General features: G+C 58.7%; 23 protein-coding genes. 11 read left to right on the top strand and 12 right to left on the bottom strand.

The window, feature by feature from the left end; translation table 11 throughout:
• Nucleotides 1–233: 233 nt before the first annotated feature.
• From ACN0WW_RS14955 to ACN0WW_RS14965, 3 genes are read left to right on the top strand one after another with little or no spacing between them, the layout of a single operon-like run.
• Entirely contained in the window at nucleotides 234–743 is a 510-nt protein-coding gene (locus ACN0WW_RS14955) for a 2Fe-2S iron-sulfur cluster-binding protein (protein ID WP_417613668.1), read from the top strand.
• Nucleotides 740–1,729 (top strand): FAD binding domain-containing protein, encoded by a 990-nt coding sequence (locus ACN0WW_RS14960; protein WP_417613669.1) that lies wholly within the window; start codon nucleotides 740–742, stop codon nucleotides 1,727–1,729. The genes ACN0WW_RS14955 and ACN0WW_RS14960 overlap by 4 nt, the downstream gene beginning before the upstream one ends.
• Nucleotides 1,726–3,930, top strand: coding sequence for a xanthine dehydrogenase family protein molybdopterin-binding subunit (locus ACN0WW_RS14965; RefSeq protein ID WP_417613670.1), 2,205 nt, complete (start codon nucleotides 1,726–1,728; stop codon nucleotides 3,928–3,930). Before ACN0WW_RS14960 ends, ACN0WW_RS14965 begins: the two co-directional genes overlap by 4 nt.
• A gap of 69 nt (nucleotides 3,931–3,999) precedes the next feature.
• Here ACN0WW_RS14965 and ACN0WW_RS14970 read toward each other — a convergent pair whose 3' ends face one another.
• Nucleotides 4,000–4,749 carry a LytR/AlgR family response regulator transcription factor gene (locus ACN0WW_RS14970; protein ID WP_417613671.1) on the bottom strand — a complete coding sequence of 250 codons (750 nt, stop codon included), beginning with the start codon at nucleotides 4,747–4,749 and terminating at the stop codon, nucleotides 4,000–4,002.
• Nucleotides 4,746–5,879, bottom strand: coding sequence for a sensor histidine kinase (locus tag ACN0WW_RS14975; RefSeq protein ID WP_417613672.1), 1,134 nt, complete (start codon nucleotides 5,877–5,879; stop codon nucleotides 4,746–4,748). The genes ACN0WW_RS14970 and ACN0WW_RS14975 overlap by 4 nt, the downstream gene beginning before the upstream one ends.
• 235 nt (nucleotides 5,880–6,114) lie before the next feature.
• On the opposite strand from ACN0WW_RS14975, the gene ACN0WW_RS14980 reads away from it, so the two are divergent.
• Entirely contained in the window at nucleotides 6,115–6,666 is a 552-nt protein-coding gene (locus ACN0WW_RS14980; protein ID WP_417613673.1) for a hypothetical protein, read from the top strand.
• A gap of 10 nt (nucleotides 6,667–6,676) precedes the next feature.
• On the opposite strand, the gene ACN0WW_RS14985 is transcribed toward ACN0WW_RS14980, so the two are convergent.
• The gene (locus ACN0WW_RS14985; protein ID WP_417613674.1) at nucleotides 6,677–7,576 is read right to left on the bottom strand and encodes a metal-dependent hydrolase; all 900 of its coding nucleotides are present in this window, start codon (nucleotides 7,574–7,576) and stop codon (nucleotides 6,677–6,679) included.
• Nucleotides 7,577–7,643: 67 nt separating this feature from the next.
• Here ACN0WW_RS14985 and ACN0WW_RS14990 point away from each other — a divergent pair, with 67 nt between their 5' ends.
• Nucleotides 7,644–8,240, top strand: coding sequence for a TetR family transcriptional regulator (locus ACN0WW_RS14990; protein ID WP_417613675.1), 597 nt, complete (start codon nucleotides 7,644–7,646; stop codon nucleotides 8,238–8,240).
• Between the two features lie 29 nt (nucleotides 8,241–8,269).
• Here the strand turns inward: ACN0WW_RS14990 and ACN0WW_RS14995 are convergent, their stop codons facing one another.
• Both ACN0WW_RS14995 and ACN0WW_RS15000 read right to left on the bottom strand, forming a co-directional pair.
• Nucleotides 8,270–8,710, bottom strand: coding sequence for a VOC family protein (locus tag ACN0WW_RS14995; RefSeq protein ID WP_417613676.1), 441 nt, complete (start codon nucleotides 8,708–8,710; stop codon nucleotides 8,270–8,272).
• Nucleotides 8,700–9,389: a hypothetical protein gene (locus ACN0WW_RS15000; RefSeq protein WP_417613677.1), complete on the bottom strand. Its 690-nt coding sequence runs from the start codon at nucleotides 9,387–9,389 to the stop codon at nucleotides 8,700–8,702. The genes ACN0WW_RS14995 and ACN0WW_RS15000 overlap by 11 nt, the downstream gene beginning before the upstream one ends.
• A gap of 78 nt (nucleotides 9,390–9,467) precedes the next feature.
• On the opposite strand from ACN0WW_RS15000, the gene lnt reads away from it, so the two are divergent.
• From lnt to ACN0WW_RS15020, 4 genes are all read left to right on the top strand, one after another.
• Nucleotides 9,468–11,015 carry an apolipoprotein N-acyltransferase gene (lnt, locus tag ACN0WW_RS15005; protein ID WP_417613678.1) on the top strand — a complete coding sequence of 516 codons (1,548 nt, stop codon included), beginning with the start codon at nucleotides 9,468–9,470 and terminating at the stop codon, nucleotides 11,013–11,015.
• A 53-nt stretch (nucleotides 11,016–11,068) separates the two neighbouring features.
• Complete coding sequence (gene metK, locus ACN0WW_RS15010) at nucleotides 11,069–12,280, top strand: methionine adenosyltransferase (RefSeq protein ID WP_417613679.1); 1,212 nt, start codon at nucleotides 11,069–11,071, stop codon at nucleotides 12,278–12,280.
• Between the two features lie 31 nt (nucleotides 12,281–12,311).
• Complete coding sequence (gene trmB / locus ACN0WW_RS15015; protein ID WP_417613680.1) at nucleotides 12,312–13,007, top strand: tRNA (guanine(46)-N(7))-methyltransferase TrmB; 696 nt, start codon at nucleotides 12,312–12,314, stop codon at nucleotides 13,005–13,007.
• 193 nt (nucleotides 13,008–13,200) lie between these two features.
• Nucleotides 13,201–14,163 (top strand): metal-dependent hydrolase, encoded by a 963-nt coding sequence (locus tag ACN0WW_RS15020; protein ID WP_417613681.1) that lies wholly within the window; start codon nucleotides 13,201–13,203, stop codon nucleotides 14,161–14,163.
• 7 nt (nucleotides 14,164–14,170) lie between these two features.
• Here ACN0WW_RS15020 and ACN0WW_RS15025 read toward each other — a convergent pair whose 3' ends face one another.
• The 3 genes from ACN0WW_RS15025 to rplU all read right to left on the bottom strand — a co-directional run bounded on the left by ACN0WW_RS15025 (nucleotide 14,171) and on the right by rplU (nucleotide 15,711).
• The gene (locus tag ACN0WW_RS15025) at nucleotides 14,171–14,725 is read right to left on the bottom strand and encodes a GNAT family N-acetyltransferase (protein ID WP_417613682.1); all 555 of its coding nucleotides are present in this window, start codon (nucleotides 14,723–14,725) and stop codon (nucleotides 14,171–14,173) included.
• 197 nt (nucleotides 14,726–14,922) lie between these two features.
• Nucleotides 14,923–15,192, bottom strand: coding sequence for a 50S ribosomal protein L27 (gene rpmA, locus ACN0WW_RS15030; protein WP_159646056.1), 270 nt, complete (start codon nucleotides 15,190–15,192; stop codon nucleotides 14,923–14,925).
• Nucleotides 15,193–15,195: 3 nt separating this feature from the next.
• A complete protein-coding gene (gene rplU / locus ACN0WW_RS15035; protein WP_417613683.1) occupies nucleotides 15,196–15,711 on the bottom strand; it encodes a 50S ribosomal protein L21 in 516 nt (171 codons plus the stop codon).
• Nucleotides 15,712–15,929: 218 nt separating this feature from the next.
• Here rplU and ACN0WW_RS15040 point away from each other — a divergent pair, with 218 nt between their 5' ends.
• A complete protein-coding gene (locus tag ACN0WW_RS15040) occupies nucleotides 15,930–16,445 on the top strand; it encodes a hypothetical protein (RefSeq protein ID WP_417613684.1) in 516 nt (171 codons plus the stop codon).
• Between the two features lie 15 nt (nucleotides 16,446–16,460).
• Here ACN0WW_RS15040 and ACN0WW_RS15045 read toward each other — a convergent pair whose 3' ends face one another.
• The 4 genes from ACN0WW_RS15045 to ACN0WW_RS15060 form a co-directional block, all read right to left on the bottom strand.
• Entirely contained in the window at nucleotides 16,461–17,015 is a 555-nt protein-coding gene (locus ACN0WW_RS15045; RefSeq protein WP_417613685.1) for a gamma carbonic anhydrase family protein, read from the bottom strand.
• Nucleotides 17,012–17,581: a GNAT family N-acetyltransferase gene (locus ACN0WW_RS15050; RefSeq protein WP_417613686.1), complete on the bottom strand. Its 570-nt coding sequence runs from the start codon at nucleotides 17,579–17,581 to the stop codon at nucleotides 17,012–17,014. Before ACN0WW_RS15050 ends, ACN0WW_RS15045 begins: the two co-directional genes overlap by 4 nt.
• On the bottom strand, nucleotides 17,574–18,575 hold the full coding sequence (gene hemB / locus ACN0WW_RS15055; protein ID WP_417613687.1) for a porphobilinogen synthase: 1,002 nt from the start codon (nucleotides 18,573–18,575) through the stop codon (nucleotides 17,574–17,576). Before hemB ends, ACN0WW_RS15050 begins: the two co-directional genes overlap by 8 nt.
• Nucleotides 18,576–18,648: 73 nt before the next feature.
• Nucleotides 18,649–20,223 carry a M23 family metallopeptidase gene (locus ACN0WW_RS15060; protein ID WP_417613688.1) on the bottom strand — a complete coding sequence of 525 codons (1,575 nt, stop codon included), beginning with the start codon at nucleotides 20,221–20,223 and terminating at the stop codon, nucleotides 18,649–18,651.
• 199 nt (nucleotides 20,224–20,422) lie between these two features.
• Here ACN0WW_RS15060 and ACN0WW_RS15065 point away from each other — a divergent pair, with 199 nt between their 5' ends.
• Nucleotides 20,423–23,245, top strand: a complete 2,823-nt coding sequence (locus tag ACN0WW_RS15065; protein ID WP_417613689.1) for a helicase-related protein — start codon at nucleotides 20,423–20,425, stop codon at nucleotides 23,243–23,245.
• The last annotated feature ends 7 nt before the right edge of the window (nucleotides 23,246–23,252 follow it).

A 23,252-nucleotide genomic window follows, 5' to 3' on the forward strand; every position in this document is an offset into this window, starting at 1 on the left:
CGATAGCCCGAAAACAGATGCCGCCCGTACAGCCATTGTCTTCGTGGGGCAATGTTTAAGCGGTTGGCCCGTCATGGGGCCGGGGAGAATTGCGTGGCAGTTGCGGGAACCAATGGTGCGACAGAGCGTAACAACAGAAACCCGGCGGGACCCGATCGCGCGGCGCATTGACCACTGCCGTCGCTGAATTACCGCCGGTCCTTATTCTAAAATACCGGAAGGATGGCCTATTCATGGAAACGACGGAACTGAACGTGAATGGCAAGAGCCACAGGCTGGAGGCGGACAGCAGAGTGACATTGCTGGACGCCCTGCGAAACCATCTGGGGCTGACGGGAACCAAAAAGGGTTGTGATCACGGCCAATGCGGAGCGTGCACCGTGATTGTCGAGGGCCGCAGGATTAACAGCTGTCTGACACTGGCCTGCATGCATGATGGCGATGATATCACCACCATTGAGGGGCTGGGCGAGCCGGGCCATCTGTCCGATCTGCAATCCGCTTTTGTCGCGCATGACGGTTTCCAGTGCGGCTATTGCACACCCGGCCAGATCTGTTCGGCAACCGCGATGCTGGAGGAAGCGAAGGCGGGGTGGCCGAGTTTTGTATCCGAGGACCTGGAGGGTCCGGACCAACTGAGCGACGAAGAAATATCGGAACGGATGAGCGGCAACCTGTGCCGTTGTGCGGCCTATCCCAATATCGTCAATGCGATCCGTCAGGTTGCGGGAGGCAAGTCATGAAGCCGTTCACTTATGCCAGAGCCAATGACCGCGCCGATGCCACCGCTCAGGCCGCGGCGAACGCGAGCTACATCGCCGGCGGAACCAATCTCCTCGATCTGATGAAGCTGGAGGTGATGGCACCTGACAAGTTGGTCGATATCAATCGGCTGGATCTTTCCGAAATTTCAGAGACCGACGACGGCGGGCTGCGGATCGGTGCGCTGGTCACCAACAGCGATTGTGCTGCCGATGCGCGGGTCCGGAAAGATTACCCGGTTTTGTCGCGCGCGATCCTGGCCGGCGCCAGCGGCCAGCTGCGTAACAAGGCGACCACGGGCGGTAATTTGTGCCAGCGGACGCGGTGTTATTATTTTTACGATACAGCGATGCCCTGCAACAAACGGGAGCCGGGGTCCGGCTGTCAGGCGTTGGCAGGCTTTAATCGCATTCATGCGATCTTGGGCGCGAGCGATGCCTGTATTGCCACCTATCCCGGCGACATGGCGGTGGCGATGACCGCTCTGGATGCGGAGGTCGAAATTGAAATGGCGGGCGGCGAGACGAAGACGGTGCCGGTTCGGGACTTTCATCTGCTGGCAGGCGATCATCCGGAGAATGATAATATTCTTGAGCCGGGCGATCTGATCACCGCCGTGATTTTGCCGCCGCCTGCCGCGGGCAAGCAGATATACCGCAAGGTGCGTGACCGCGCGTCTTATGCCTTTGCGCTCTGCTCGGTAGCCGCGATTGTCGAGATGGATGGCGAGGCGATCGCTTCGGCGGCGCTCGCCTTCGGCGGACTGGCGCACAAGCCATGGCGGGATACAGATATGGAGGCGCTGCTGGTCGGGCAGAAGCCGTCGGCTGACCTGTTCGGCAAGGCGGCCGACAAATTGCTCGCTGAGGCTCAGGGCTACGGCAGCAATGATTTCAAGATCCCGCTGACCAGGCGAGTGTTGATTTCGGTTCTTCAGGAAGCCACGGACAAAGGAGCAGTCGTATGACCGCGCATCATAAAATGGATCAAGCGGACTCCCGCAACCGGCTCGACGACATGGTGCAGGGTCTGGTCGGATCGCCGATGGATCGACCGGACGGGCCGCTCAAGGTTTCCGGTCGCGCGACCTATGCCCACGAATGGGATGTGCCGGGTATGGTCCACGGCGTGCTGGTCCGGGCGACGATCTCCAAAGGCCGCGTGACGGATGTCGTGAGCAGAGGCATGATTGGCAAAAACGGTGTTCTGGCTGTGATTACCGACGATCGCTTGCTGAGGCGACCGGCGCAGGGTGGTGCCAATGAAGCGCCGCCGCAAGGATCCAAGCAGGTTGATTATTTCGGCCAGCCGATCGCGCTGGTGGTAGCCGAAACGTTTGAACAGGCCCGCCACGCCGCAAATACATTGCATGTGCACTATGAAGCCGAAGGCAATGCGGCATTTGATCCCGAAGCAGAGGATACCGAAACCGACTTGCCGGACGACGATCAGCTCGATCAGGGAAATCTTGATCAGGCGATGAAAGACGCCGCTTTCAGCGTCGATCAGGTCTATCGCACGCCGGGCCACAATAGCGCCGCAATGGAACCGCATTGCGCGATCGCCAGCTGGGACGGCGACAAGCTGACTCTGCGCGGCAGCTACCAGATGCTCAATTACAACATCAACGAACTGGCCGACGCGCTCCATATCGTGCCGGACAATATCCATATGCTGTCGCCTTATGTCGGCGGTGGCTTTGGCTCGAAACTGGGTATCTCGCCGGAAGCGGTATCGGCAGCGCTCGCGGCTAAAGAGATCGGCAAGCCGGTGTGCGTGACTCTGTCACGGCCACAGGTTTTTGAAACCACGATGCGCCGGTCGGAAACCCGGCAGCATGTGCGTCTGGCCTGCGGGACCGACGGTGTGTTGACCGGCGTCGGTCATGAATGCCTGGTGTCCAACCTGCCCGAAGAAGGCTTCTACGAGCCTGTCACCCAGGCGACGCATTTCATGTATGGCGGCAAGAACCGCAAGCTCGGCATCGAAGTGGCGCGGGTCAACCGGACATGTGGCGGTTCTGTCCGGGCACCGGGCGAAGCGGTGGGCATGCAGGTGCTGGAAAACGCGATGGACGAACTGGCGGAAGCTGCGGGAATCGATCCGGTCGAACTGCGCAAGCGCAATATTCCGGACAGGCACCCGGAGCAGGACCTTCCCTATTCGTCGCGCCGGTTCGTGGAAGCGCTGGATGAAGGCGGGCGCCTGTTCGACTGGGATAAGCGCAACAAGAAGCCCGGCGCATTGCGCGAGGGTGACTGGCTTATCGGACACGGGATGGCCGGTGCGGCCCGGGTCAACATCCTGTCCGAAGCAAAGGCCAAGGTCACGCTGCAGGCCGACGGCAGCGCGCTGGTCGAAACCGACATGACCGATATCGGGACCGGAACCTATGCGATTCTGACGCAGATTGCGGGCGAAATGCTCGGGCTGCCAGCCGACAGGATCGAGACCAGATTGGGTGATACGGACCTCCCCGCTGGACCGGGATCGGGCGGATCCTGGGGTGCCGCCTCTGCGGGCTCTGCGGTGTTTCTGGCCTGCGAGGATATAAGGAAAGAGATTGCGAAAAAGCTGGGCACCGATGAGTCCGATCTTCGGCTGGGTGATGGTAAAGCAGGTAAGGGCGAAGCGGCCCGTCCGATTGCCGAGATTCTGGCGGGAGAGACGATCACGGCGACCGGTCATATCGAACCTGGCAAGACGCTGGAGGAGATGCAACAGGCCACCTATGGTTCCTATTTCGCCGAAGTCGCGGTCAACGCGGTGACCGGCGAAACACGGGTGAGGCGGATGCTTGGAGTGTTTGGCGCAGGCCGGATCCTCAACGAGAAAACCGCAACATCGCAATGCTATGGCGGAATGATCTGGGGGATTGGCAGCGCGCTGACCGAAGAAATGGTGTTTGACAACCGCGACGGCCATATCGTCAACCACGATCTCGCGGAATATCATATTCCGGTCAATCTGGATGTGCCGCAAATTGAAGTGGTGCTGCTGGAAGAGCGGGACGAATGGGCCAGCCCGATTCAGGCAAAGGGCATTGGCGAACTCGGCATCTGCGGTGCAGCGGCCGCGGTCACCAATGCGATCTACAACGCGACCGGGATTCGCGTGCGCGAATATCCAGCGACGCTGGACAAGCTGCTCGCAGATTTGCCAAGCTAGTAGACGGCGGATCATCTGCTGCCCCGACACGAACGCCGGGGCTGATTGGGCCAACGGACTGGAGGTTCCCTATCGTCCGGCGAGCTTTTTCGCTTCCGCCAGATGGGTTCGCCCGATGCGGATCTCGGTGTCGCATTTGAGGCAGGCGATCCACACGCCGCCGCCATCGTGGCGCAACCCAGCTATCCAGTCGCGCCGGACCAGATGGGAACGATGTAGACGGATAAACTCTTCCGGGTTTAGGCGTTCTTCGAGGCCGGTTATGGTCTGGTGTAGCAGATAGCTGACATTGCCGACGTGAAGCCGCATATAGTCGCGTTCGGCCTCGACCCGGTCAATTTCAGAGGCGACAATGCGCCGCAGCTCGGACTTGTACGGCACCCAGAATTCTTCTGCCCATGGAGAATCTTCGGTTTCGACGGATCTTGGCTCAGCGGTGCGTTCCCGTACCCGGGAAATCGCCAGTGTGAGCCGGTCGCGCTCGACCGGTTTCAGCACATAGTCGATCGCCGCAACATCAAAGGCCTCCACGGCAAAGCGGTCGAACGCGGTAACGAAGATAATGGCAGGCGCATCGGGCTTGCCCGACAGCGCCCGTGCGACGTCGAGTCCATCCTTTCCGGGCATTGCGATATCCAGCAGCAGCAGATCCGGTTTCAACTGTTCAGTGAGCCGCAGCGCTGCTTCCCCATCGCTGGCGGTTCCAATCAAATCGATATCCGGCTGTCGAGCGCAAAGCAGTTGGAGACGTTCGATCGCCAGCGGTTCATCATCGACTATCAGCGTCGTCAGCGGTTTGGGTTCGGTCTCGTCGATCATGGATTGTCCAGCATCAAAGGAAAGGTCAGTTGGGCAATATAGCCGCCTTCCACCGGACGTACAGTCTGGAGGCTGGCTTGCCGGCCAAAGCGCGTTTCCAGCCTATCTCGGACATTCGCGAGACCGATGCCGCTGCTCTTGCCGTCATCTTGCAGTTCGACCGGGCGCGGATCGCCGTCATCGGCGACGGTCAGGATCAGATTGTCGCCATCGGATCGGGCGCTGATGGTGAGAGTGACCGGCCGCTTGCTGTGCGCAACGCTATGTTTGATCGCATTCTCGACCAGCGGCTGCAAAATCAATCCGGGAACCAGCACGCCGAGCAGTTCATCCGGAATATGCACCTTCGTTCGCAGCCGCTCAGGGAACCGGACGGCTTCGATGTCGAGATAAAGATTTTGCAAATGTACTTCTTCCGACAGCGGCACGTCTTCCAGGGGGTCCCCCGACAGGCTGGTGCGATAGAATTTGGACAGGTTGAGGATCATCTCCTCTGCTTCCTCGGACTGGCTGCGCATGACCAGAGTGCTGAGGCTGTTGAGGGTGTTGAACAGGAAATGCGGATTGACCTGGTAGCGCAGCGACCGCAATTCCGCATCCTGCGCCGCCTGAGCGAAGCGGGCGGCCTTGCGCTCGACCTGGCGAACCTTGCTCGCATAGCTGAGGGTCAGATAGAGCGAGGCCCAGCTGATGATGAAGAAAAAACGGGAGGTAGCGTCTTCGGAAATCGCCTTCAGGGCAAGATTGTCCTGCGCCATATATTTGCGCATTTCCTCGACATGCGCTTCGTCCCACAGATTTTCCGGATAATAGACATTGAACACCAGATGGTTGAACCAGGCAATGATGATCGCACAGGGAATGGCGGCGGCGAAGGCCGTGATGATACGGGTGGACAGCGCTTTGTCCTCGAAATGCCGCAGCGCAAGATACAGCAGATAGGTAATGCCGATGCCAAAGATGGTCACGACAATGCGGCGCATCGCCATTTCGCCCTGGGCTGGCCAGTCGCCAATCGAGGCCCGCAGCGTCAGAACGATCACATAGAAAAGCCAGAATCCGAGAATCGACAGGATTGCGACCTGATGCCCGACCGACGGCTTGTGATTTCCCAGTTCAAATTTTCTCATATATGTTCAATTCATCCGTTCACGCCAACTTAGGGCAATATGGTATCAATTGTCTCTACGGGAATCGTGTCCGGTCGAACCCTGCTTGCCGTTGGTCGAAACTTTATAAGCCGGGCGCGCAATTTTCCCATCCGGCCAGCGTGAAGCCTGATAAATCTCCTGCTGCTTAACCAATTACTAACCATGTTTGGGTCAAATGTCTTCGTGGTTCAACTGAACGAGGAGTTGCGACAGCATGACCAAGGAAACACGATCCGTTCCCGGAGCGATGACGCTGGCCGAGATGAAGGAATTTGCGAGTTTCAGCTCTGCCGCCCAGCGGTATATCCGCCGTTCCCTGGATGTTGGTCTGGAGCGCTCGGACGCCATCGAAACATGGTCGCGGGACAAGGTCGAGGAAGCTGGGATCAAGGTGCAGATGTCTCTCTATCGCCGGCTGGCCGAGATCCGAAAGACGATCCCGCAGGATTGCGCGATCGACAGTATCGAGGCGTTTATGCCATCGTTGATTTCGCTGGCCGCTTACGATCTGGGGCAGGGGCGTATCCACAGTTTTCCGGCATTTCGCTTTCTCTATGAGCGGCTGCTCGGGCCGGACGCCCGTCCGTGGCTTCCCGGTGCCTTTTGCGCCGCCGCTGCACTGCCGCATCTCCATCCGAAAACCCGCAAGGGCCTGCTGCAATCGATCAGTGAAGCCGCCGCAACGGCGCCGGGCTGGTCAAACCGCGAGCCGAGTTTTTTCCCGGAATGGGTGGAAAAAGTCGATATGAGCAAGGCGGCCCATTGATCTTTATTGGCTAGGCGGAGGCTGGTCGTCCGGTCAGCGCTGCTTCATAGTCGCTTTCGGCCCGCTGGATCAGATGCCGGTCGTCTTCATTCCATGGATGAAAACCCGGCAGAAAGAATTTACACCACGGGACGATGATCGCCCGTGCGATACCGGGTTCAACAAGCAGAAATTTCAGCAATTTTAGCTTGACGCGCCAGCCGGTGAGGCCGTCCTGCGCGAGCAGGTCAAGCGCATCACGCCAGCGATTGCCCCAGAAGTTCCGGGTGATGACCAGCATCATCAGCGCCTTTACCTTCCAGCGCTGCCAGCGGCTCCAGTCGCGGGTCGCATAGAGCCAGGTGTCATAGGCGACGCCCTTGTGCTCGATCTCTTCCAGCGCGTGCCAGCGCCACAGCTCGGCAGTTTCCGGATCAGAATCCTGCCAGTGCCGGGGATTGGCGAGAAATTGCTGGGCCATGATCGCGGTAAAATGTTCAAGAATCATCGTCGCCGCCAGATTGGTGATCTTGGGTCGGCCCTTGGTCATGCCAAGCGATTCGCTGATCCGCTGTTCGATCCGGCTGGTGTCATAGCCCTGTTCCTCGACCCGGCGGTTGAGTGCCAGATGCTCGCGGCTGTGAATCACCTCCTGCTGAACAAAGGCGCGGATTTCCTTTTGCAGCTTTGGCGGAGTGTGATCGCGAAACTCCTTCACGCTTTCGATGAAAAAAGCCTCGCCGCGCGGGAAGGTGAGTGACAGGCAATTGTAAAAGGCGGTCGCCACCGGATCACCATTTTGCCAATATTTTTCTGGATGGAAATCGGCTTCGCGCCCAAATCGCCGGTCGCGGGGGGTAATTTCGTGGCCTACCGGAGTCGGGGTGCTGATGGTTTGGGGTTCGGTGCCGATGGAACTGAGCATATTCATCAGATGCTTCCAATTTTCGAAATGCAGCCTATAGCTAACATTAATGAAAATAGGGTTGCTTACATAAATGTCAATAGCGAAACGCCGTCTCTCCCCTGAAGAAAGCCGCAGCATGGCGCTGGCCGCTGCCCGCGATCTGTTGATCGAGACAGGCCCGCAATCGGTGACGCTAAAGGCTGTCGCCAGTCGGATTGGCCGCACCCACGCCAATCTTCTGCACCATTTCGGTTCCGCATCGGGCCTGCAAAAGGCGCTCGCTGTATATCTGTCGGATGAAGTTTGCGGCATGATCGCGCAGGCGATCCTGAAGTCGCGCACCGGCGAAGGTAGCGTGCGTGACATTGTCGACCTGACGTTTGACGCTTTTGACAAGCAAGGCGGCGCAGCGCTCTGGTCCTGGATGATGCTGACCGGGAATGAAGACGCGCTCGACCCGATTGTCGATGCAATCCACGAACTGGTCGACGATATTGGTGAAGGCGGCCATGAAGACCGGGAAAAGCATGATGACACGCTGGCGCTGGTGCTGATGGCGCTGGGCGATGCGCTGATCGGCGACCGGCTATCCGGTTCGCTCGGCCTGCCTCGCGATTCGGCGCGCGACATGGCCGAACGGCAATTGGCCGCTGCTTTGGAGCGCTGGAAATTTGAGCAGGAAGAATAGGCCGGTCGGGCTGAAAAGGTCCGGCTGGCTCAGTCCTTGGCAAACAACTGGTCATCATTGGCAAAGGCCTTGAACTCAAGGGCATTGCCGCTGGCGTCCTGAAAAAACATTGTCGCCTGCTCGCCAACCTGTCCTTTGAATCGGATGGTTGGCGCGATCACGAATTTGACCGCGGCCGCGGATAGCCGATCGGCCAGCGCCTGCCAGTCAGGCATCGTCAATACCACACCAAAATGCGGCACCGGCACCTGTTCGCCATCAACCGGATTGATCAGCGGCCGGGGCACAAAATCCGGATCGAGATGAGTGACAATCTGATGGCCGAAGAGGCTGAAATCGATCCAGTGGCTGTCGCTGCGACCTTCTTCACAGCCAAGCAGTTCGCCATAGAACGTACGCGCCGCATCAAGATCGTGGACCGGGAACGCGAGATGGAAAGGGCGCAAGGGCGCCGGGGTTTCAATGGTCATTGCGGGGCTGCTTTTCTTTTGGTGCGGCTAGGAAGAAACAATGGTCAAAATCCAGATCAGAACCCTGGCCTTGCGCTTCTCGCCGCTGGGCCTCGGCCAGCATCGCTTCCCGGCTCTGGGTCAATATAATGTCGCTTTCCTGGCCACTCAGGCCCTCCGCCCGCATCTCCTCGCGGGCGCGGCTGTCCAGCACGGCAGCGAGCGTCTTCAGGTCTTGCGCAGTCTTTGACAGCCCTTCGCGTTTGTAGACTTCATCATAGGCCAGCTGCAGCATCCCGGCGCATTGCGTCAGGTCCGGCTTGGGTTTGGGCGGTACCGCGGCGTCGAGCAATGGCAGGCAGGTCGCCATTTCCTTGCGAACGGCTTCATCCGGATCTGCAGCGTCGCGGGCAATGGCTTGCTGCTCTGCGACCGCGGCCAGTATGTCCTCGCGCACCTGTTCTCGGGTTCTGCTGGTTTCATCCATGATCCGCTGACCGACCTGTGCAGCATAGCTGGCGCCCCGTTCGGACAGCAGCGGATAGTCGAGCGAGCGCTCCACGCCGCTCTCCTGCTCTGATGCAATAATTGCCAGCACGGCAACGCAGGACAGGTCACGCCGCTGGATCTCGTCCAGTGGTTTGGGTGGGCTCGCTGCCGGTTGCGACAGCGCCAGTAACAGAAGAGCAAGCAGGTTCATGGACTGCCAATAGCAAGCAAATGCCGGTTCGAGCAATTAGCAATTGAATGGCCACGCCGAACACGGCAAAAGCCGCCAGTGTCAAAAATCGAGAAAATCATCGCTCGCCATCCCTATGGAATCTCGCTGCTCGCGGGCGGCTTGAGCGCTACCGGCTTTGCGCCGCTCAACCTGTGGCCGTTGACTCTGTTGATGCTCGTCTTGTGGATGGCGATCCTGGTCGGCGTGCAGAGCCGCAAAGGCGCTTTTTTCAGCGGCTGGCTGTTCGGGGTTGGTCATTTTGTCGTCGGTTTGAACTGGATCGCAAAAGCGTTCACCTTCCAGGCGGCGATGCCGGAATGGCTGGGCTATGTCGCGGTCGTGCTGCTGTCGCTCTATCTGGCAATATTCCCGGCGCTGGCTTCGCTGGTGGCCCGGTGGATCGCCAGAGACCGGCCGCTGGTCCTGATTCCAGCTCTGGCGGGGATGTGGATCGTTACCGAATGGATGCGCAGCTGGGTCTTCAGTGGATTCATCTGGAGTCCGTTGGGCGCGATAGCGCTGCCACTGGGCCGGATGGCGGATCTGACGATGTTTATCGGCTCCTATGGCCTCTCGGCGCTGCTGTTCGCCGGGGCCGGCGGCCTGTGGCTGATGTTGCAGCGTCAATGGAAGCCGGCGTTGCCGCTTGTTCTCCTCTTTGCAGGCCTGTCGGTGCTGCCGGGGCACGAAGCGACTCCGGTTGCTGCGGACCAGCCGCTGATCACCGTGGTCCAGCCCAATATCGGTCAGCAGGACAAGTGGCAGGCTGGCTACGAGGACCAAAATCTGGCCAAGCTCGCTCAGCTGACGGTGCGAAAAGATGACCAGCCGCGCCTGATCTTCTGGCCCGAAGCGGCGATCCCCGACTATCTGGAGACCGGATATCCGCAGCGTTATTATTACGGCCGACCGCCGCAATTTGTGCGTCAGCAACTCGGCGCACTGATGAAGCCTGGCGATGTCCTCGTTCTCGGCGCGCTGAAGCTTGAATTTGATGAGGCCGGCGGCCGAGCGGTCGGTGCGCGCAACAGCGTGTTTGCGATGGACGCACAGCGCGAACTGCTCGGACGTTATGACAAGGCGCATTTGGTGCCTTATGGCGAATATCTGCCCATGCGCCCGTTTCTGTCGGCTATTGGCTTGTCTAGGCTGGCACCCGGTGACTTTGATTTCTGGCCGGGCCCCGGTCCCCGCTCCATCGATCTGGGTGCATTCGGCAAGGTTGGCCTGCAGGTCTGCTATGAAATCATCTTCTCCGGGCAGGTTGTGAATCGTGACAACCGGCCGGACTTTATCTTCAATCCGTCCAATGATGCCTGGTTCGGCAGCTGGGGGCCGCCGCAGCATCTGGCGCAGGCGCGCATGCGCGCGATTGAGGAGGGGCTTCCCGTGATCCGCTCCACGCCGACCGGCATTTCAGCGGTGATCGACGCCAACGGAACGGTGAGAGCCAGCGTCCCGATGGCGCAAGCGGGCCGCATCGACAGCCGGCTGCCAACCGCAAAGGCACCATCGCTATTCGCGCGCTATGGCAATATATTGCCGCTGGGGATGGCGCTGATTTTGCTGCTATCTGCCATTGCCATCCGCGTGCGCGCCCGTTAAAGCACATATAAACATTTCCTTATGTCTCTTTGGAAAAAATTCAGGAATTTATCATGCGCTCCGAATTTATCTTCACTTCCGAATCGGTCTCTGAAGGCCATCCTGACAAGGTTTCCGATCAGATTTCCGACGCCATCGTCGATCTGTTCCTTACGAAAGATTCGGAAGCGCGGGTCGCGTGTGAGACAATGACGACGACCGATCTTGTCATTCTCGCCGGCGAAGTGCGTGGCAAAGGCATGATCGATACAGACGGAAACTGGGCTCCTGGCGCTCAGGAAGAGATCCAGCGCGCAGTCCGTGAGACGGTAAAGAAAATCGGCTATGAACAGGACGGATTCCACTGGCAGAATCTCACCTTCGAAAATCATTTGCACCCGCAATCAGCCCATATCGCGCAAGGCGTTGACGAAAGCGGCAACAAGGATGAGGGCGCAGGCGATCAGGGAATCATGTTCGGCTATGCCAGTGACGAAACACCGGATTTGATGCCGGCGACATTGCATTATTCGCATCAGATACTGAAGCAGATGGCCGACGACCGCCACAGCGGCAAGGCGCCGTTTCTGGAGCCCGACAGCAAAAGCCAGGTGACGCTGCGGTATGTGGATGAAGTGCCGGTAGAGGCGGTTGCCCTAGTGGTTTCTACCCAGCACGCGCCGGGCTATTACAAGGACAGCGATAATCCGGAGCTCTATGAGGAATTGCGCGAATATGTCATGGACGTATTCAACAGGGTGCTGCCGGACGGCTTTATTACCGACAATACGGTGATTCACGTGAATCCGACCGGCCGGTTTGAAATTGGCGGGCCGGATGGCGATGCTGGTCTCACTGGACGCAAGATCATTGTCGACACCTACGGTGGAGCGAGCCCTCATGGCGGCGGTGCGTTTTCCGGCAAGGATCCGACCAAGGTCGATCGCTCGGCTGCCTATATCACGCGCTATCTGGCCAAGAATGTCGTCGCGGCAGGCCTCGCCAAGCGCTGCGCGATCCAGCTGTCCTACGCCATCGGTGTTGCGGAACCGCTGTCGATCAATGTCGATCTGCACGGCACCGGCACGGTCAGCGAAGAGAAGCTGGAAGAGATCTTGCCGAAGCTGGTGCGCCTGACACCCAAAGGCATTCGGACCCATCTCGGCCTCAACAAGCCGATATATGGCCCCACTTCTGCCTATGGCCATTTCGGTCGCAAGGCAGAGGGTGATTTCTTCACTTGGGAAAAGACCGATTTAGTTGATGCACTGAAGGCCGCACTGTGACGCGCGCCTTTCTGGCTACAGCATACGTGCAATGACCGCATATAAAGACGGAGATCCCACCACTATCCGCCAGCTCTATGGGCGGCGGCAGGGCCATGCGCTGCGCGACCAGCAGGTGGAGCTGGTCGAGAAGCTGCTGCCGCAAATAGCGGTTCCGACGGAAGGTCCGGTCACGGCACGGTCGCTGTTTGGCGGTGATCGACCGCTGCATTTCGAAATCGGATTTGGCGCCGGGGAACATCTGGCGGAACGTGCGGACATGTTGCCGGATCATGGTTTTATTGGCTGCGAGCCATATTTGAATGGCATGGTCGGCGCGCTGCAGCATGTCCGTGATCGCCATCTGGCCAACGTCCGCTTGCACATGGGCAATGCACTGGATGTGCTGGAGCGGATTCCGAATGGCGCGCTGAGTTTTGTTTATCTGCTGCATCCCGATCCCTGGCCCAAGGCGCGTCATGCGAAACGCCGTTTCATGAATGATGGCCCGGTCAATCTCATCGCGGCGAAACTGAAACCCGGCGGAGAATTCCGCTTCGGGACCGATCATCCGGTCTATCTGGAATGGGCCTGCATGATCATGAACCAGCGGCCCGAGTTCGAGTGGCTTTGCGCCAGTCCGGACGACTGGATGAGGCGGCCCGGCGGCTGGCCGGAGACGCGCTATGAGGCCAAGGCGCGCAAACAGGGCCATGATGTCTGGTATTTTCGCTATCGACGTAAATAAACCATGGCGTAATTGGCGATTAAGGTTTGTGTGGCCCGATTTTCGTCGGTTTTGAGCCATACCAACTCAAATTTAACCATGAATCTAAAGCATCATCTGATGCCAAAGCTTAACCTTCCTTGTTTATCCAACGCTTAACCAACGAATTGGTGACGCGAATATATAACGAGTACTGGGAGGTACACAGGCAGTCATGGCAATCGCCTCAACGAGCGCTGATGCAGCGACAGACATTCAGGCATCCAACAAGAGCGCAACGCCCGCTGACCTGAATATCAGACCCCGCAATCGACATTTCTCCAATGCTATGATTGAACGCCGCCGCTGGGTTGGGGGAGATCCTTATGCGTCTGCCTTTTTCAATGCGCTGTCTGTCACCTTTCCGGCCGGTGAAACGTTTTTTATCGAATCGGTCAAAAAGTTTCGCAAGCGCGTGCCACCAAAATTGCAGCAGGAAATTCGCGCATTCATCCAGCAGGAAGCCATCCACAGCCGGGAACATCATTGCTTCAACGATCATCTGAAAGATTGCGATTTTGATATTAGCCGACTTGAGCAGGCGATTAACACTGTCGTCAACGGCATTCGCATGCGCTCGGAATATGCCCATCTCGCGGCGACCATGTGTATTGAGCACATCACCGCGATTCTGGCGGCTGAGGTAATCGCCAACCCAGCGCATTTTGAAACGGCCGATGACCATCAGCGCAAGCTCTGGTTGTGGCATGCCTCGGAAGAAATTGAGCACAAAGGCGTTGCCTATGATACCTGGTTGCACGTCACCAGAGACTGGAGCCCACTGAAATGCTGGCTCGTGCGGTGCAGCTTCATGGCCAAGATCTCGTTCGGCTTTACCAAGAACAGGGCCAAAGGCGTCCTCGACCTCTTGCGACAGGATGGCATTTCAGGGCCGCGTGCATGGTTCGGGCTCTTCCAATATGCGCTGATCGGCAAGGCACCGTTCCGGCGGACGCTGTGGCCGCTGCTGCAATTTTTCAAACCCGGCTTCCATCCGTGGGATATCGATGATCGGGCGCTGATCCAGCTCGCGGAGAGCAAGTATGAAGCGGCGATCATGGAACAAGAGCCAGGACATGCGGCCACCGCTGCACCCAAGCGCCTTGCCAGCAGGGACCGTTTGAAAAAAGCCGCCTGAGATCAGTTCAGGCAGCAATATCTCGCATGACGTCATCTCCCGAATCATCGCCCGCCAGCGAAAGACTGAACTGCACCGCTGCGGTTTCTTGACCCCGTCCTCTGGAGAATCGGGAAACGGTCCGGCCGGTGGGCCTGAAGCCCAATTTTCTCAGGACCTTTCCTGACGCGGGATTGTCGGAGAAATGCTCGGCTCGCATTTCTGCGTGACCGAGCGATCTGGCAATGTCCAGAACTGCTCTTCCGGCCTCGGATGCATAGCCCTTGCCCCAGTGATCGCGGGCGATCCAGTAGCCAAGCTCCAGATGCCCGTCGTCATCGTGGCCAAATCCTATCGAGCCCAATAATTCCGGTGGCTGACCATTGCTGCGAAAGATCAGAAAATTGGGCTGCAATTGTGGCCGCGGCGTCGCCAGAAATTCTTCGGCGTCGCTCCGCTTGTAAGGCCAAGGGGCGCTCGCAAGATTTCGAACAATCGCCTCGTCATTGATGGCGTTGAACAAGGCACCAGCATCTTCTGGCCAGCCGGGTCTCAGTAATAATCTTGTGGTGACGGCAAACATCTGGACTCTCCATTGTCACTTTATAACGCCCCCGGTCTTGGCTGGTTAGCCCGCTAGCGGGTGACCGTTACAAGACCGTGACGTTGCGACAGGGAGAGACAAAAAAAGGGAGAGGATGACCCTCTCCCTGAAATTGACGGTTCTGTAGAACCTGCCGGGTCATCCCTCTGGTGGATAACCCTTTATCGATTATCCGGTTATTCTGCGGCTTCCGCCATGGCATCTACGGACACATATTTGCGACCGAGCTTGCCTTTGTGGAATTCCACCTTGCCATCAATGAGCGCAAACAGGGTGTGGTCCTTGCCCATACCGACATTGCGACCCGGATGGGTCTTGGTTCCGCGCTGGCGAATGATGATATTGCCTGCGACAACAGCTTCGCTGCCGAATTTCTTGACGCCCAGACGACGACCCTCTGAGTCGCGTCCGTTGCGGGATGAACCACCTGCTTTTTTATGTGCCATGGTTTAGTCCTCTTTCTTCGCAGCAGACTTCTTGGCTGCTGGCTTCTTCGCTGGAGCCTTTTTGGCGGCAGCGGGTTTCGTTTCAGTTTTGGCAGCAGCTTTTTTGGCTGGTGCTTTCTCGGTCGAAGCCTTTTCAGCGGGAGCTGCCTTGGCTTTCGCCGCTGCCTTCTCTTCTGCTGGCGCATCGGCCTTCTTGGCAGCTTCCTTCTTCGGCGCCTTTTCAGAACCGATCGCGCTGATCTTCAGCACGGTGTGCTGCTGGCGGTGGCCGTTCTTGCGGCGATAATTATGCCGGCGGCGCTTCTTGAAGATGATAACCTTCTCGCCTTTTTCCTGTCCGAGTATCTCGGCGGATACGGTCAGGCCCTTGACGTCCTTGATGTCATCGCCGTCGCCGGCAAGCAGAACATCGTCGAGGGTTATCGAATCACCAGCTTCACCAGCTAGTTTTTCGACTGCGATAATATCTCCTGCGGCAACCCGATATTGTTTGCCGCCGGTGCGCACAATTGCGAACATGGCTATGTTTCCGTTTCAAATTTATGGTTCCAGCGCACAAGGCCGTTAACGCGAGTCTTTCGGCTCACGCTGGAAAGAGTGGGCAGCTAACCGATGAGGCTGGCACTGTCAACCGGCTTAAGGCGTTTTTGGCTATTCGCACAGGCGATGTCGCGTCACCCACTGCCAACGCATATTGGCCGTTGCAGAGCGGATAAGCCTCTCGTAAAGACGAGGCAATGAAAAAACTGCCCGCTTTGGTGACGATTATCACGGTTACGCTGTCCGGGTGTGCGATGCAGGAGGGCGATTTTCCGTCCCTGTTAAAGCGCCCTTATGAAGACGAGCCGGTGATGGATGCAGCCACCGATTCGGCTGCAGTGGTCGCTTCTCTACCGACGGATGTGGAGCAAAAGCTCAACGATGCGGTGGCGCAAAGCCGCGCTGCCGATGCTGCGTTTGAAGCCCGCCTGCCAGCAGTCAAAAGCAGAGTGGATGCTGCGCGCGGCTCAGCGGTGTCGAGCGAATTGTGGGTGGTCGCCCAGATGGAGCTGGCCGGGCTCGAAATGGTGCGAAGCCCTTCAGTCGAGGCGCTGGCCGACATCGACACGCTCTATCGGCAGCAACTGGAGCGGGAGGCCTCCGAAGATCAGTCTGGGGGAACGGCAGTCATTGCCAGACAGCGCGATGCCGTAAACATGCAAGTCGATCGCCAGCAGGGTGAAATCGATGCGATGAAGAATCGCCTGCGTTAGGGCGAATCGCTGAAACTAGCCGAGATCGTCAATCGCCGCTTTATGCGCCTTGGCATTTTCTACATAATGGGCAACACCCATGCGCATTCCGGCGATTGCCGGCTCTGGCAGCTCGCGCATGAATTTGGCCGGAGAACCGGCCCACAATTGCCCGGAGGGAATGCGCTTGTTCGGGGTCAGGATCGCACCGGCCGCCAGCATCGCGTCGCCCTCGATCACGCAGCCGTCCATCACCGTGGTGCTCAGGCCGACAAAGGCGCGGTCTTCGAGCGTCGCGCCGTGCAACATCACCATATGGCCGACCAGGACATCGTCGCCGATGATCGTCGGGTGGCCGTTGGGAGTCGCCGGCGTGGCGCTGTCGCAATGGATGGTGGTGCCGTCTTGGATGTTGCTGCGCGCGCCGATCCGGATGAAATTCACATCGGCGCGGATCACACAATTATACCAGACGCTCGATTCGGGACCGATTTCGACATCGCCGATGATCTTGCATCCAGGGGCGATAAAGGCGCTCGGGTGAATTTTCGGGCTCTTGCCGTTGAACGGCAGGATCAGCGGATCGGTCATATTCTCGAATTCCATTCATCAGCAGTAATTTTATAAACGATCGTCGGGTTCAGATCTTCGCCATAATTGGGGTCGTGAAAGTCCAGCTCCGGACAATGGACCATGCCGAGGCGCCTCATCAACCCCCAGCTCGGCTCGTTGCCCGCGACGGTAAGTGCGACGACATATGGTGCGTTCCAGCGCTTGAAAGCAGCATCCATACAGGCGCTCGCCGCTTCCTTGGCATAGCCCTTGCCCCAGGCGTCTTCGCGCAGACGCCAGCCGATTTCATGCGCACCGGTCAGCTTTGGCTGCGGCGCATTGACTCGTTTCAATCCGCAAAATCCGAGAATTTCGCCGTCCGACTTGCGCTCGACAATCCAGAAGGTGTGGCCGAAGTCGCGATCATAGCCTTCCAGCCGCTTGATCGCAGCGTCGAATTTTTCGCGGCTCTGCACGCCGCCCAGCCAGCGCATCACATTGCGGGTGTTGAGATGTTCCCGGAACGGCTCGATATCGCTTTCCCGCCAGCGGCGCAGGATCAACCGTTCGGTTTCCAGAATAATGTCTGTCGCTTGTTCAGCCATGCAGCAAACGCGCTGCATCGGCGGCAAAATAGGTCAGGATGCCGCTGCATCCGGCGCGCTTGAACGCGATCAGTTTCTCCATCATCAGCGCGTCATGATCGCCGATACCGGCATCGGCGCCGACCTTGACCAGCGCATATTCGCCCGAAACCTGATAGGCGAACACTGGAATATTGAATTCTGATTTTGCACGATAGACAATGTCGAGATAGGCCAGCCCGGGCTTGACCATGACGCTGTCGGCACCTTCGGCAATATCGAAGGCAATCTCGCGAATCGCTTCGTCGCTGTTGGCGGGATCCATCTGATAGGTTTTCTTGTCGCCCTTGAGCAGCCCGCCGGATCCGACCGCATCGCGGAACGGACCGTAGAAGGCACTGGCATATTTGGCGGCATAGGCCATGATCTGGACATTATGATGATGCGCCAGTTCCAGAACCTCGCGGATCGCCCCGATCCGGCCATCCATCATATCGGACGGCGCAATAATATCAGCACCGGCATTCGCCTGATTGAGCGCCTGCTTGGCCAATATATCAAGCGTCCGATCATTCTCGACATAGCCCTTGTCATCGATCAGCCCGTCCTGGCCGTGACTGGTGTACGGATCGAGCGCGACATCGGTCAGGATGCCGATATCGCTGCCGAGTGCGTCTTTCACCGCCTTGGTTGCGCGGCACATCAGATTGTCCGGGTTGAGAGATTCCTTGCCGTCATCGCTGCGTTTTTTCGCCGGCGTGTTGGGAAACAGCGCGATACAGGGAATGCCGAGGTCGCGCGCTTCACGGGCACGCTCGACAATGCCGTCAACCGACCAGCGGGAAACGCCGGGCAGCGATGTGATGGGTTCTTCGACGCTGTCCCCATCGGTAATGAACAGTGGCCAGATCAGATCCGCCGGTGACAGGTGGTTTTCGCGGACCATGTCCCGGCTCCATGCATGGGTGCGAGCGCGGCGCAATCGGCTGTTCGGAAAAGAGGCTTGCTGTGACATGGTCAGGGCTTAGCGGAGCCGCCTGCATCGCTCAACACTTCTGTACAACTGTTTGCTGTGTTGGCTGCTGACTCTAGCTTTGCAGCGGTTTGTTCAGCCGGTTGATTTCGCGTTCCGGCTCGACCTGCGCCGAAGCGCTTTTCAGGGGCCTCAGGGCGGCACCAGGTGCGACAAGCTGCAATTTTTGCAATTCACCCTTGAAGCGGCGCAATTCGCGGCCAGCCAATTGCGCGCGTTCGACAAACTTCACCGACCGCGGATTGATGGTGCGGCCACCGCGATAGAGCTCATAATGGAGATGCGGCCCGGTAGACAGTCCGGTTGAGCCGATATAGCCGATAATCTGGCCGCGCCGTACCCGCCGCCCGCTGCTGACCGCGATCCGGCTCATGTGGCCATAGCCGGAGGCCAGTCCACCCGCATGCTTCAGCTTCACATAATTGCCGAAACCGCCCTTGCGACCGGCATAAACGACCGTGCCGTCTGTTACTGCGTAAATGGGTGCACCATAGCCGCCACCGAAATCCAGGCCGCTGTGCATGCGCTTGTAGCGCAGGATCGGATGACGCCGCATCCCGTAGCCCGAAGTGATCCGGCCGTTGGTAGGCCGTGCCAGTTCGCCGTTCGACTGGCCGACTCCGGAGGCTTCGAACCAGTTGGTGCGACCGCCACTTTCCCATTTCAACATCTGTGCCGCTGGCTTGCCGTCGCGTTGGAGGCCGGCGTAGATCAGATCACCCACTTCCACCTCGCCGGTTTCCGCCCGGCGATAGGAGAGGATGATATCAAATTCATCGCTGCTGCGGATGTCGCGGGAGACGGACATTTTGGATCCGATGACCTGCAGATATTTCTGGACCGCTGCCGCTGGCGCGCCAGCGGCTCGGGCTGAGCGATACAGGCTTGAGCCGACCGTACCCTTGATCCGCAATGGTGTGTCGTCGACCAGAATCGGCTTGCGGTTGAGCTTCAGCCGGTCGCCGTCGCGCGATATTTCGAGGTTCAGGTCGAACCGCGCACGAAATGCCAGCTGGTCCAACGGGCGCGCCTGATTTTTTGCCGAGCGCCGCCCGAGAATGACATCGATCTTGGTCCCCGGTCTGATGTCACTCAGCGGTACCGCGCCGCTCACCAGATCGTTGACCTGCCTGGCCTCGTCACTGGCGACACCCGCGCGTTGCAGCACCCGGCGGAGGCTGTCGCCCCGGCCCAGCGTGGCGACCAGTTCAATCGACGGGCGCTCCGGGCTTTCCGCCAACGGCCGCACCGCGTCGGTCGCTGCCATCCGGATACCGGTATCGGCACCGTAAGCGAGCGGCGCAATCATCTGCGAGCGGGCCTGATCGGCGCGAAATCCGATCAGCGGATCCGGCCGGTGTCCGGCAATCGGGCCAAAGTCCGGCAGGCAGCTGATCGCAAAACCGCACAGGGCGGTCAATGTCACCAGGCCCCTGAACCAGGACGGACTGCCGATATCGAGACCAAGATCGGGGACCCAGTCGATGTCAGACAGATATTCGCGCCATTCGGCCAAGCGTTCGCTGGGAAAAAACCGTTCAGAGGAAGACGATTGAAGGGAATGTGATGCCGCAATCGCACCCCCCTGAACCTGCATGTCGATATCGTCGATATTTTTGAACAAACGCACCCCTCGGTGGTGCAAATATACAGCATTGCACCCGATATAAAGCAACCTCTGTGCAGGAAGTTGGTTAAAGTCAAATTAAGCCGCGACCAGGATCGTGGACATGCGGCGAATCGTGTAAAATCAGGGTTATCCGGTCGCTATCCGCGGTTTTTGCGCTAACGCCCTTGCAACTCGTCGCCTGATCGGCTGTTGTGCCAGAATGTCCCGGTTCGATCAGTCGTCTCTTATTGCCGTTCTCGGCCCGACCAACACCGGCAAGACCCATCTGGCCATCGAGCGCATGTGTGCCCATTCCAGCGGGATGATCGGATTTCCGCTGCGCCTGCTGGCCCGGGAAGTCTATGACCGGGTGGTGGCGCTGAAAGGGGCCAACCGGGTAGCGCTGGTCACCGGCGAGGAAAAAATCATTCCCAAGGATGCGCAATGGTTTCTGTGTACCGCCGAAGCCATGCCGATGGACCGCGAGTTCGCCTTTGTCGCGATCGACGAGGCGCAAATCGGCATCGATCCCGAGCGCGGCCATATTTTTACCGACCGGATGCTGCATGCGCGGGGACGCGAAGAAACCATGATCCTGGGATCGGAAAGCCTCCGGTCGCTGATCGAAGCGTTGCTGCCGGATGCGGAAATCATTACCCGGCCGCGCTTCTCTACCCTGAGCTATGCCGGACCGCGCAAGCTGTCTCGGTTGCCGCGAAGGTCCGCGATTGTCGCCTTCTCAATTGAGGATGTGTACGCGATCGCCGAAATGCTGAGACGCCAGCATGGCGGCGCTGCTCTAGTCATGGGATCGCTGTCGCCGCAGACCCGCAACGCGCAGGTCAAAATGTATCAGGATGGCGAGGTCGACTATCTGGTCGCCACCGATGCGATCGGCATGGGCCTTAATCTCGATGTGACGCATGTTGCTTTTGCCGCGCTGAAGAAATTTGACGGCCATCGCAGGAGGAGACTGACCCTCGCGGAAATCGGCCAGATCGCCGGTCGCGCCGGCCGCCACCAGAAGGATGGGACTTTTGGCGTGCTTTCCGGACTGGCTTCATCCGATCAATTGCAGCCGGAGGAAATCGAAAATCTTGAAGCGCATCGCTTCCCCAAGCTGGAATGGCTTTATTGGCGGAATGCCGAACCGGATTTCGGCTCGGTCGACGGGCTGATCCGCTCGCTGGAGGAAAAGCCGCAGGAACGGCGATTACAGGCCGCGCCGGAAGCGATTGACCTGGCCGTTTTGAAGCGGCTGGCGCAAGATCCGGCGTTGTCCAGTCTGGCCAATACGCCCGGCAAGGTGCGTTCGCTTTGGGAGGCCGCCTGCATCCCCGATTTCCGCAAGGTTGGCGCAGATCATCAGGCGCGCTTCATTGCGTCACTCTGGCCCCATCTTGCGGGCGGCTCGGGGCGGATTCCGCATGCCCGGATGGCGCAGGAAATATCTCGCCTCGAGAATATACAGGGCGACATCGCCACGCTGGGCGCGCGCATAGCGGCAGCGCGGACATGGACCTATATCGCGCAAAAATCCCATTGGGTGGAACAGCCGGAAGCGATGATTGACCGGACCCGCGCTTTGGAGTCCCGGCTGAGCGATGCGATGCACGGTCTGTTGACCCAGCGCTTTGTCGACAAACGGACGCGAGTATTGATGCGCGGCTTGTTGAAAGATACATTGCCTCAGGATGTTGTCGTCGATGACGAGGGCAAGGTTCTGGTGGAGGGGCAGGAATTAGGAACACTCAAGGGCTTCCAATTTCTTGTGCCATCCGATAGCCGGAGAGAAGACCGCAAGATGCTGCTTGCGGCTGCAGAAAGATATTTGGGACGGATTATGACAGACAATGCAGATGCGCTTGCCAAAGCACCGGACTCCGTTCTGGCCCTAGTCCCCGACGCAGCCGGGCAACCAGCGATCCTGTGGGGCGACAGCCGATTGGCGGTGCTTGCCAAGGGCAAGACCCTGCTGCAGCCGGAAATCAAGTTTGAACGGTCGATCAAGGACATGCCGGCTGAGGACAGCCAGAAGGTAATCGACCGGGTCAAAGCCTGGGTGGATTCCATGAAGGCCAAGCATTTGCAGGGACTGGTGAAAATCGATGCGCTGGCGAACGATCCGGAGACCCCGGCTGCGGTTCGTGCGCTGTTTGCGCAGATCGTCGATGCTGGTGGTATCTTGTCGCGGCGCGAAATTGACCAGGCGGTGCGCGCGCTCGACAATGACATGCGCGGTCATGCGCGCCGGGCCGGTCTGGTGTTCGGCGCTCTCGATATTTTCCACCACGCGCTGATGAAACCCGGTGCCGTCCTCTGGCGCACCGGCCTGTTTGCTGCTTTTGATGCGAAGCCGATGATCGAGCAGACCCCTGACAATGCGGTGCATCTCAAGCAAGGGACATTCGCTACGGCAGAGCATGCTTCGCGGCTCGGTTTTCGCAAGATTGGCGACGAATATGTCCGGGTCGATATGGTGGAACGACTGGTCAAGCAAGCGCATGAAGCGCGGCAACAAGGCGATATATTCACCATTGATCCGGCTCTGGCGACGTCGCTGGGCTTGTCGCAGGCCTGCCACGAGGCTTTGCTGGCACTGGCTGGATTTGTGAAAACCGATGATCAGCCGGCGCCAAGCGATTCGGTTGAAACGGAGATTACCGACAAGGCTGCGGCCAAACCGGATGAACCCGATAAGGCTGACGATAGTGCGCCATCGCCCGTCGCCGCTGAAGAATCTGCCGCACCCGCCGAAAAGACGGATGCAGATTCGTCAGCCGCGGCGCCAGCTGTGTCCGAAGAGCCGGCTGAGACGCCCGCCGCGGACGCACCAGCAGCCGAAACACCCGTCGAGAAAGTGCAATATTGGCGTTGGAAGGGGATGGCGCGTAAAAAGCAGCGTGACCATTCCAAAGCTCGCGGGAAGCATCAGAAACGGTCCAAGGACGCACCGGTCAGACGCAAGCCCGAGCCGGTTCTTGCTACCGCTGGCGGAGCCTTTGCCGAGCTCGCCGCGCTGCGGGACAGCATGAAAAAATAGGATGCAG

It is taken from the genome of Parasphingorhabdus sp. (assembly GCF_048269865.1).
GTDB lineage: Bacteria > Pseudomonadota > Alphaproteobacteria > Sphingomonadales > Sphingomonadaceae > Parasphingorhabdus.

What these genes read in the sequence shown, in the direction of transcription:
- ACN0WW_RS14995 (WP_417613676.1), bottom strand. Translation starts at nt 8,710, where the DNA reads ATGACCATTGAAACCCCGGCGCCCTTGCGCCCTTTCCATCTCGCGTTC.
- ACN0WW_RS15045 (WP_417613685.1), bottom strand. Translation starts at nt 17,015, where the DNA reads ATGACCGATCCGCTGATCCTGCCGTTCAACGGCAAGAGCCCGAAAATT.
- hemB (WP_417613687.1), bottom strand. Translation starts at nt 18,575, where the DNA reads ATGTCACAGCAAGCCTCTTTTCCGAACAGCCGATTGCGCCGCGCTCGC.
- ACN0WW_RS15065 (WP_417613689.1), top strand. Translation starts at nt 20,423, where the DNA reads ATGTCCCGGTTCGATCAGTCGTCTCTTATTGCCGTTCTCGGCCCGACC.
- ACN0WW_RS15040 (WP_417613684.1), top strand. Translation starts at nt 15,930, where the DNA reads ATGAAAAAACTGCCCGCTTTGGTGACGATTATCACGGTTACGCTGTCC.
- ACN0WW_RS15000 (WP_417613677.1), bottom strand. Translation starts at nt 9,389, where the DNA reads ATGAACCTGCTTGCTCTTCTGTTACTGGCGCTGTCGCAACCGGCAGCG.
- ACN0WW_RS14965 (WP_417613670.1), top strand. Translation starts at nt 1,726, where the DNA reads ATGACCGCGCATCATAAAATGGATCAAGCGGACTCCCGCAACCGGCTC.
- rpmA (WP_159646056.1), bottom strand. Translation starts at nt 15,192, where the DNA reads ATGGCACATAAAAAAGCAGGTGGTTCATCCCGCAACGGACGCGACTCA.
- ACN0WW_RS14960 (WP_417613669.1), top strand. Translation starts at nt 740, where the DNA reads ATGAAGCCGTTCACTTATGCCAGAGCCAATGACCGCGCCGATGCCACC.
- ACN0WW_RS14955 (WP_417613668.1), top strand. Translation starts at nt 234, where the DNA reads ATGGAAACGACGGAACTGAACGTGAATGGCAAGAGCCACAGGCTGGAG.
- ACN0WW_RS15050 (WP_417613686.1), bottom strand. Translation starts at nt 17,581, where the DNA reads ATGGCTGAACAAGCGACAGACATTATTCTGGAAACCGAACGGTTGATC.
- trmB (WP_417613680.1), top strand. Translation starts at nt 12,312, where the DNA reads ATGACCGCATATAAAGACGGAGATCCCACCACTATCCGCCAGCTCTAT.
- ACN0WW_RS14975 (WP_417613672.1), bottom strand. Translation starts at nt 5,879, where the DNA reads ATGAGAAAATTTGAACTGGGAAATCACAAGCCGTCGGTCGGGCATCAG.
- ACN0WW_RS15025 (WP_417613682.1), bottom strand. Translation starts at nt 14,725, where the DNA reads ATGTTTGCCGTCACCACAAGATTATTACTGAGACCCGGCTGGCCAGAA.
- rplU (WP_417613683.1), bottom strand. Translation starts at nt 15,711, where the DNA reads ATGTTCGCAATTGTGCGCACCGGCGGCAAACAATATCGGGTTGCCGCA.
- ACN0WW_RS14990 (WP_417613675.1), top strand. Translation starts at nt 7,644, where the DNA reads ATGTCAATAGCGAAACGCCGTCTCTCCCCTGAAGAAAGCCGCAGCATG.
- metK (WP_417613679.1), top strand. Translation starts at nt 11,069, where the DNA reads ATGCGCTCCGAATTTATCTTCACTTCCGAATCGGTCTCTGAAGGCCAT.
- ACN0WW_RS15020 (WP_417613681.1), top strand. Translation starts at nt 13,201, where the DNA reads ATGGCAATCGCCTCAACGAGCGCTGATGCAGCGACAGACATTCAGGCA.
- ACN0WW_RS14980 (WP_417613673.1), top strand. Translation starts at nt 6,115, where the DNA reads ATGACCAAGGAAACACGATCCGTTCCCGGAGCGATGACGCTGGCCGAG.
- ACN0WW_RS14985 (WP_417613674.1), bottom strand. Translation starts at nt 7,576, where the DNA reads ATGAATATGCTCAGTTCCATCGGCACCGAACCCCAAACCATCAGCACC.
- ACN0WW_RS14970 (WP_417613671.1), bottom strand. Translation starts at nt 4,749, where the DNA reads ATGATCGACGAGACCGAACCCAAACCGCTGACGACGCTGATAGTCGAT.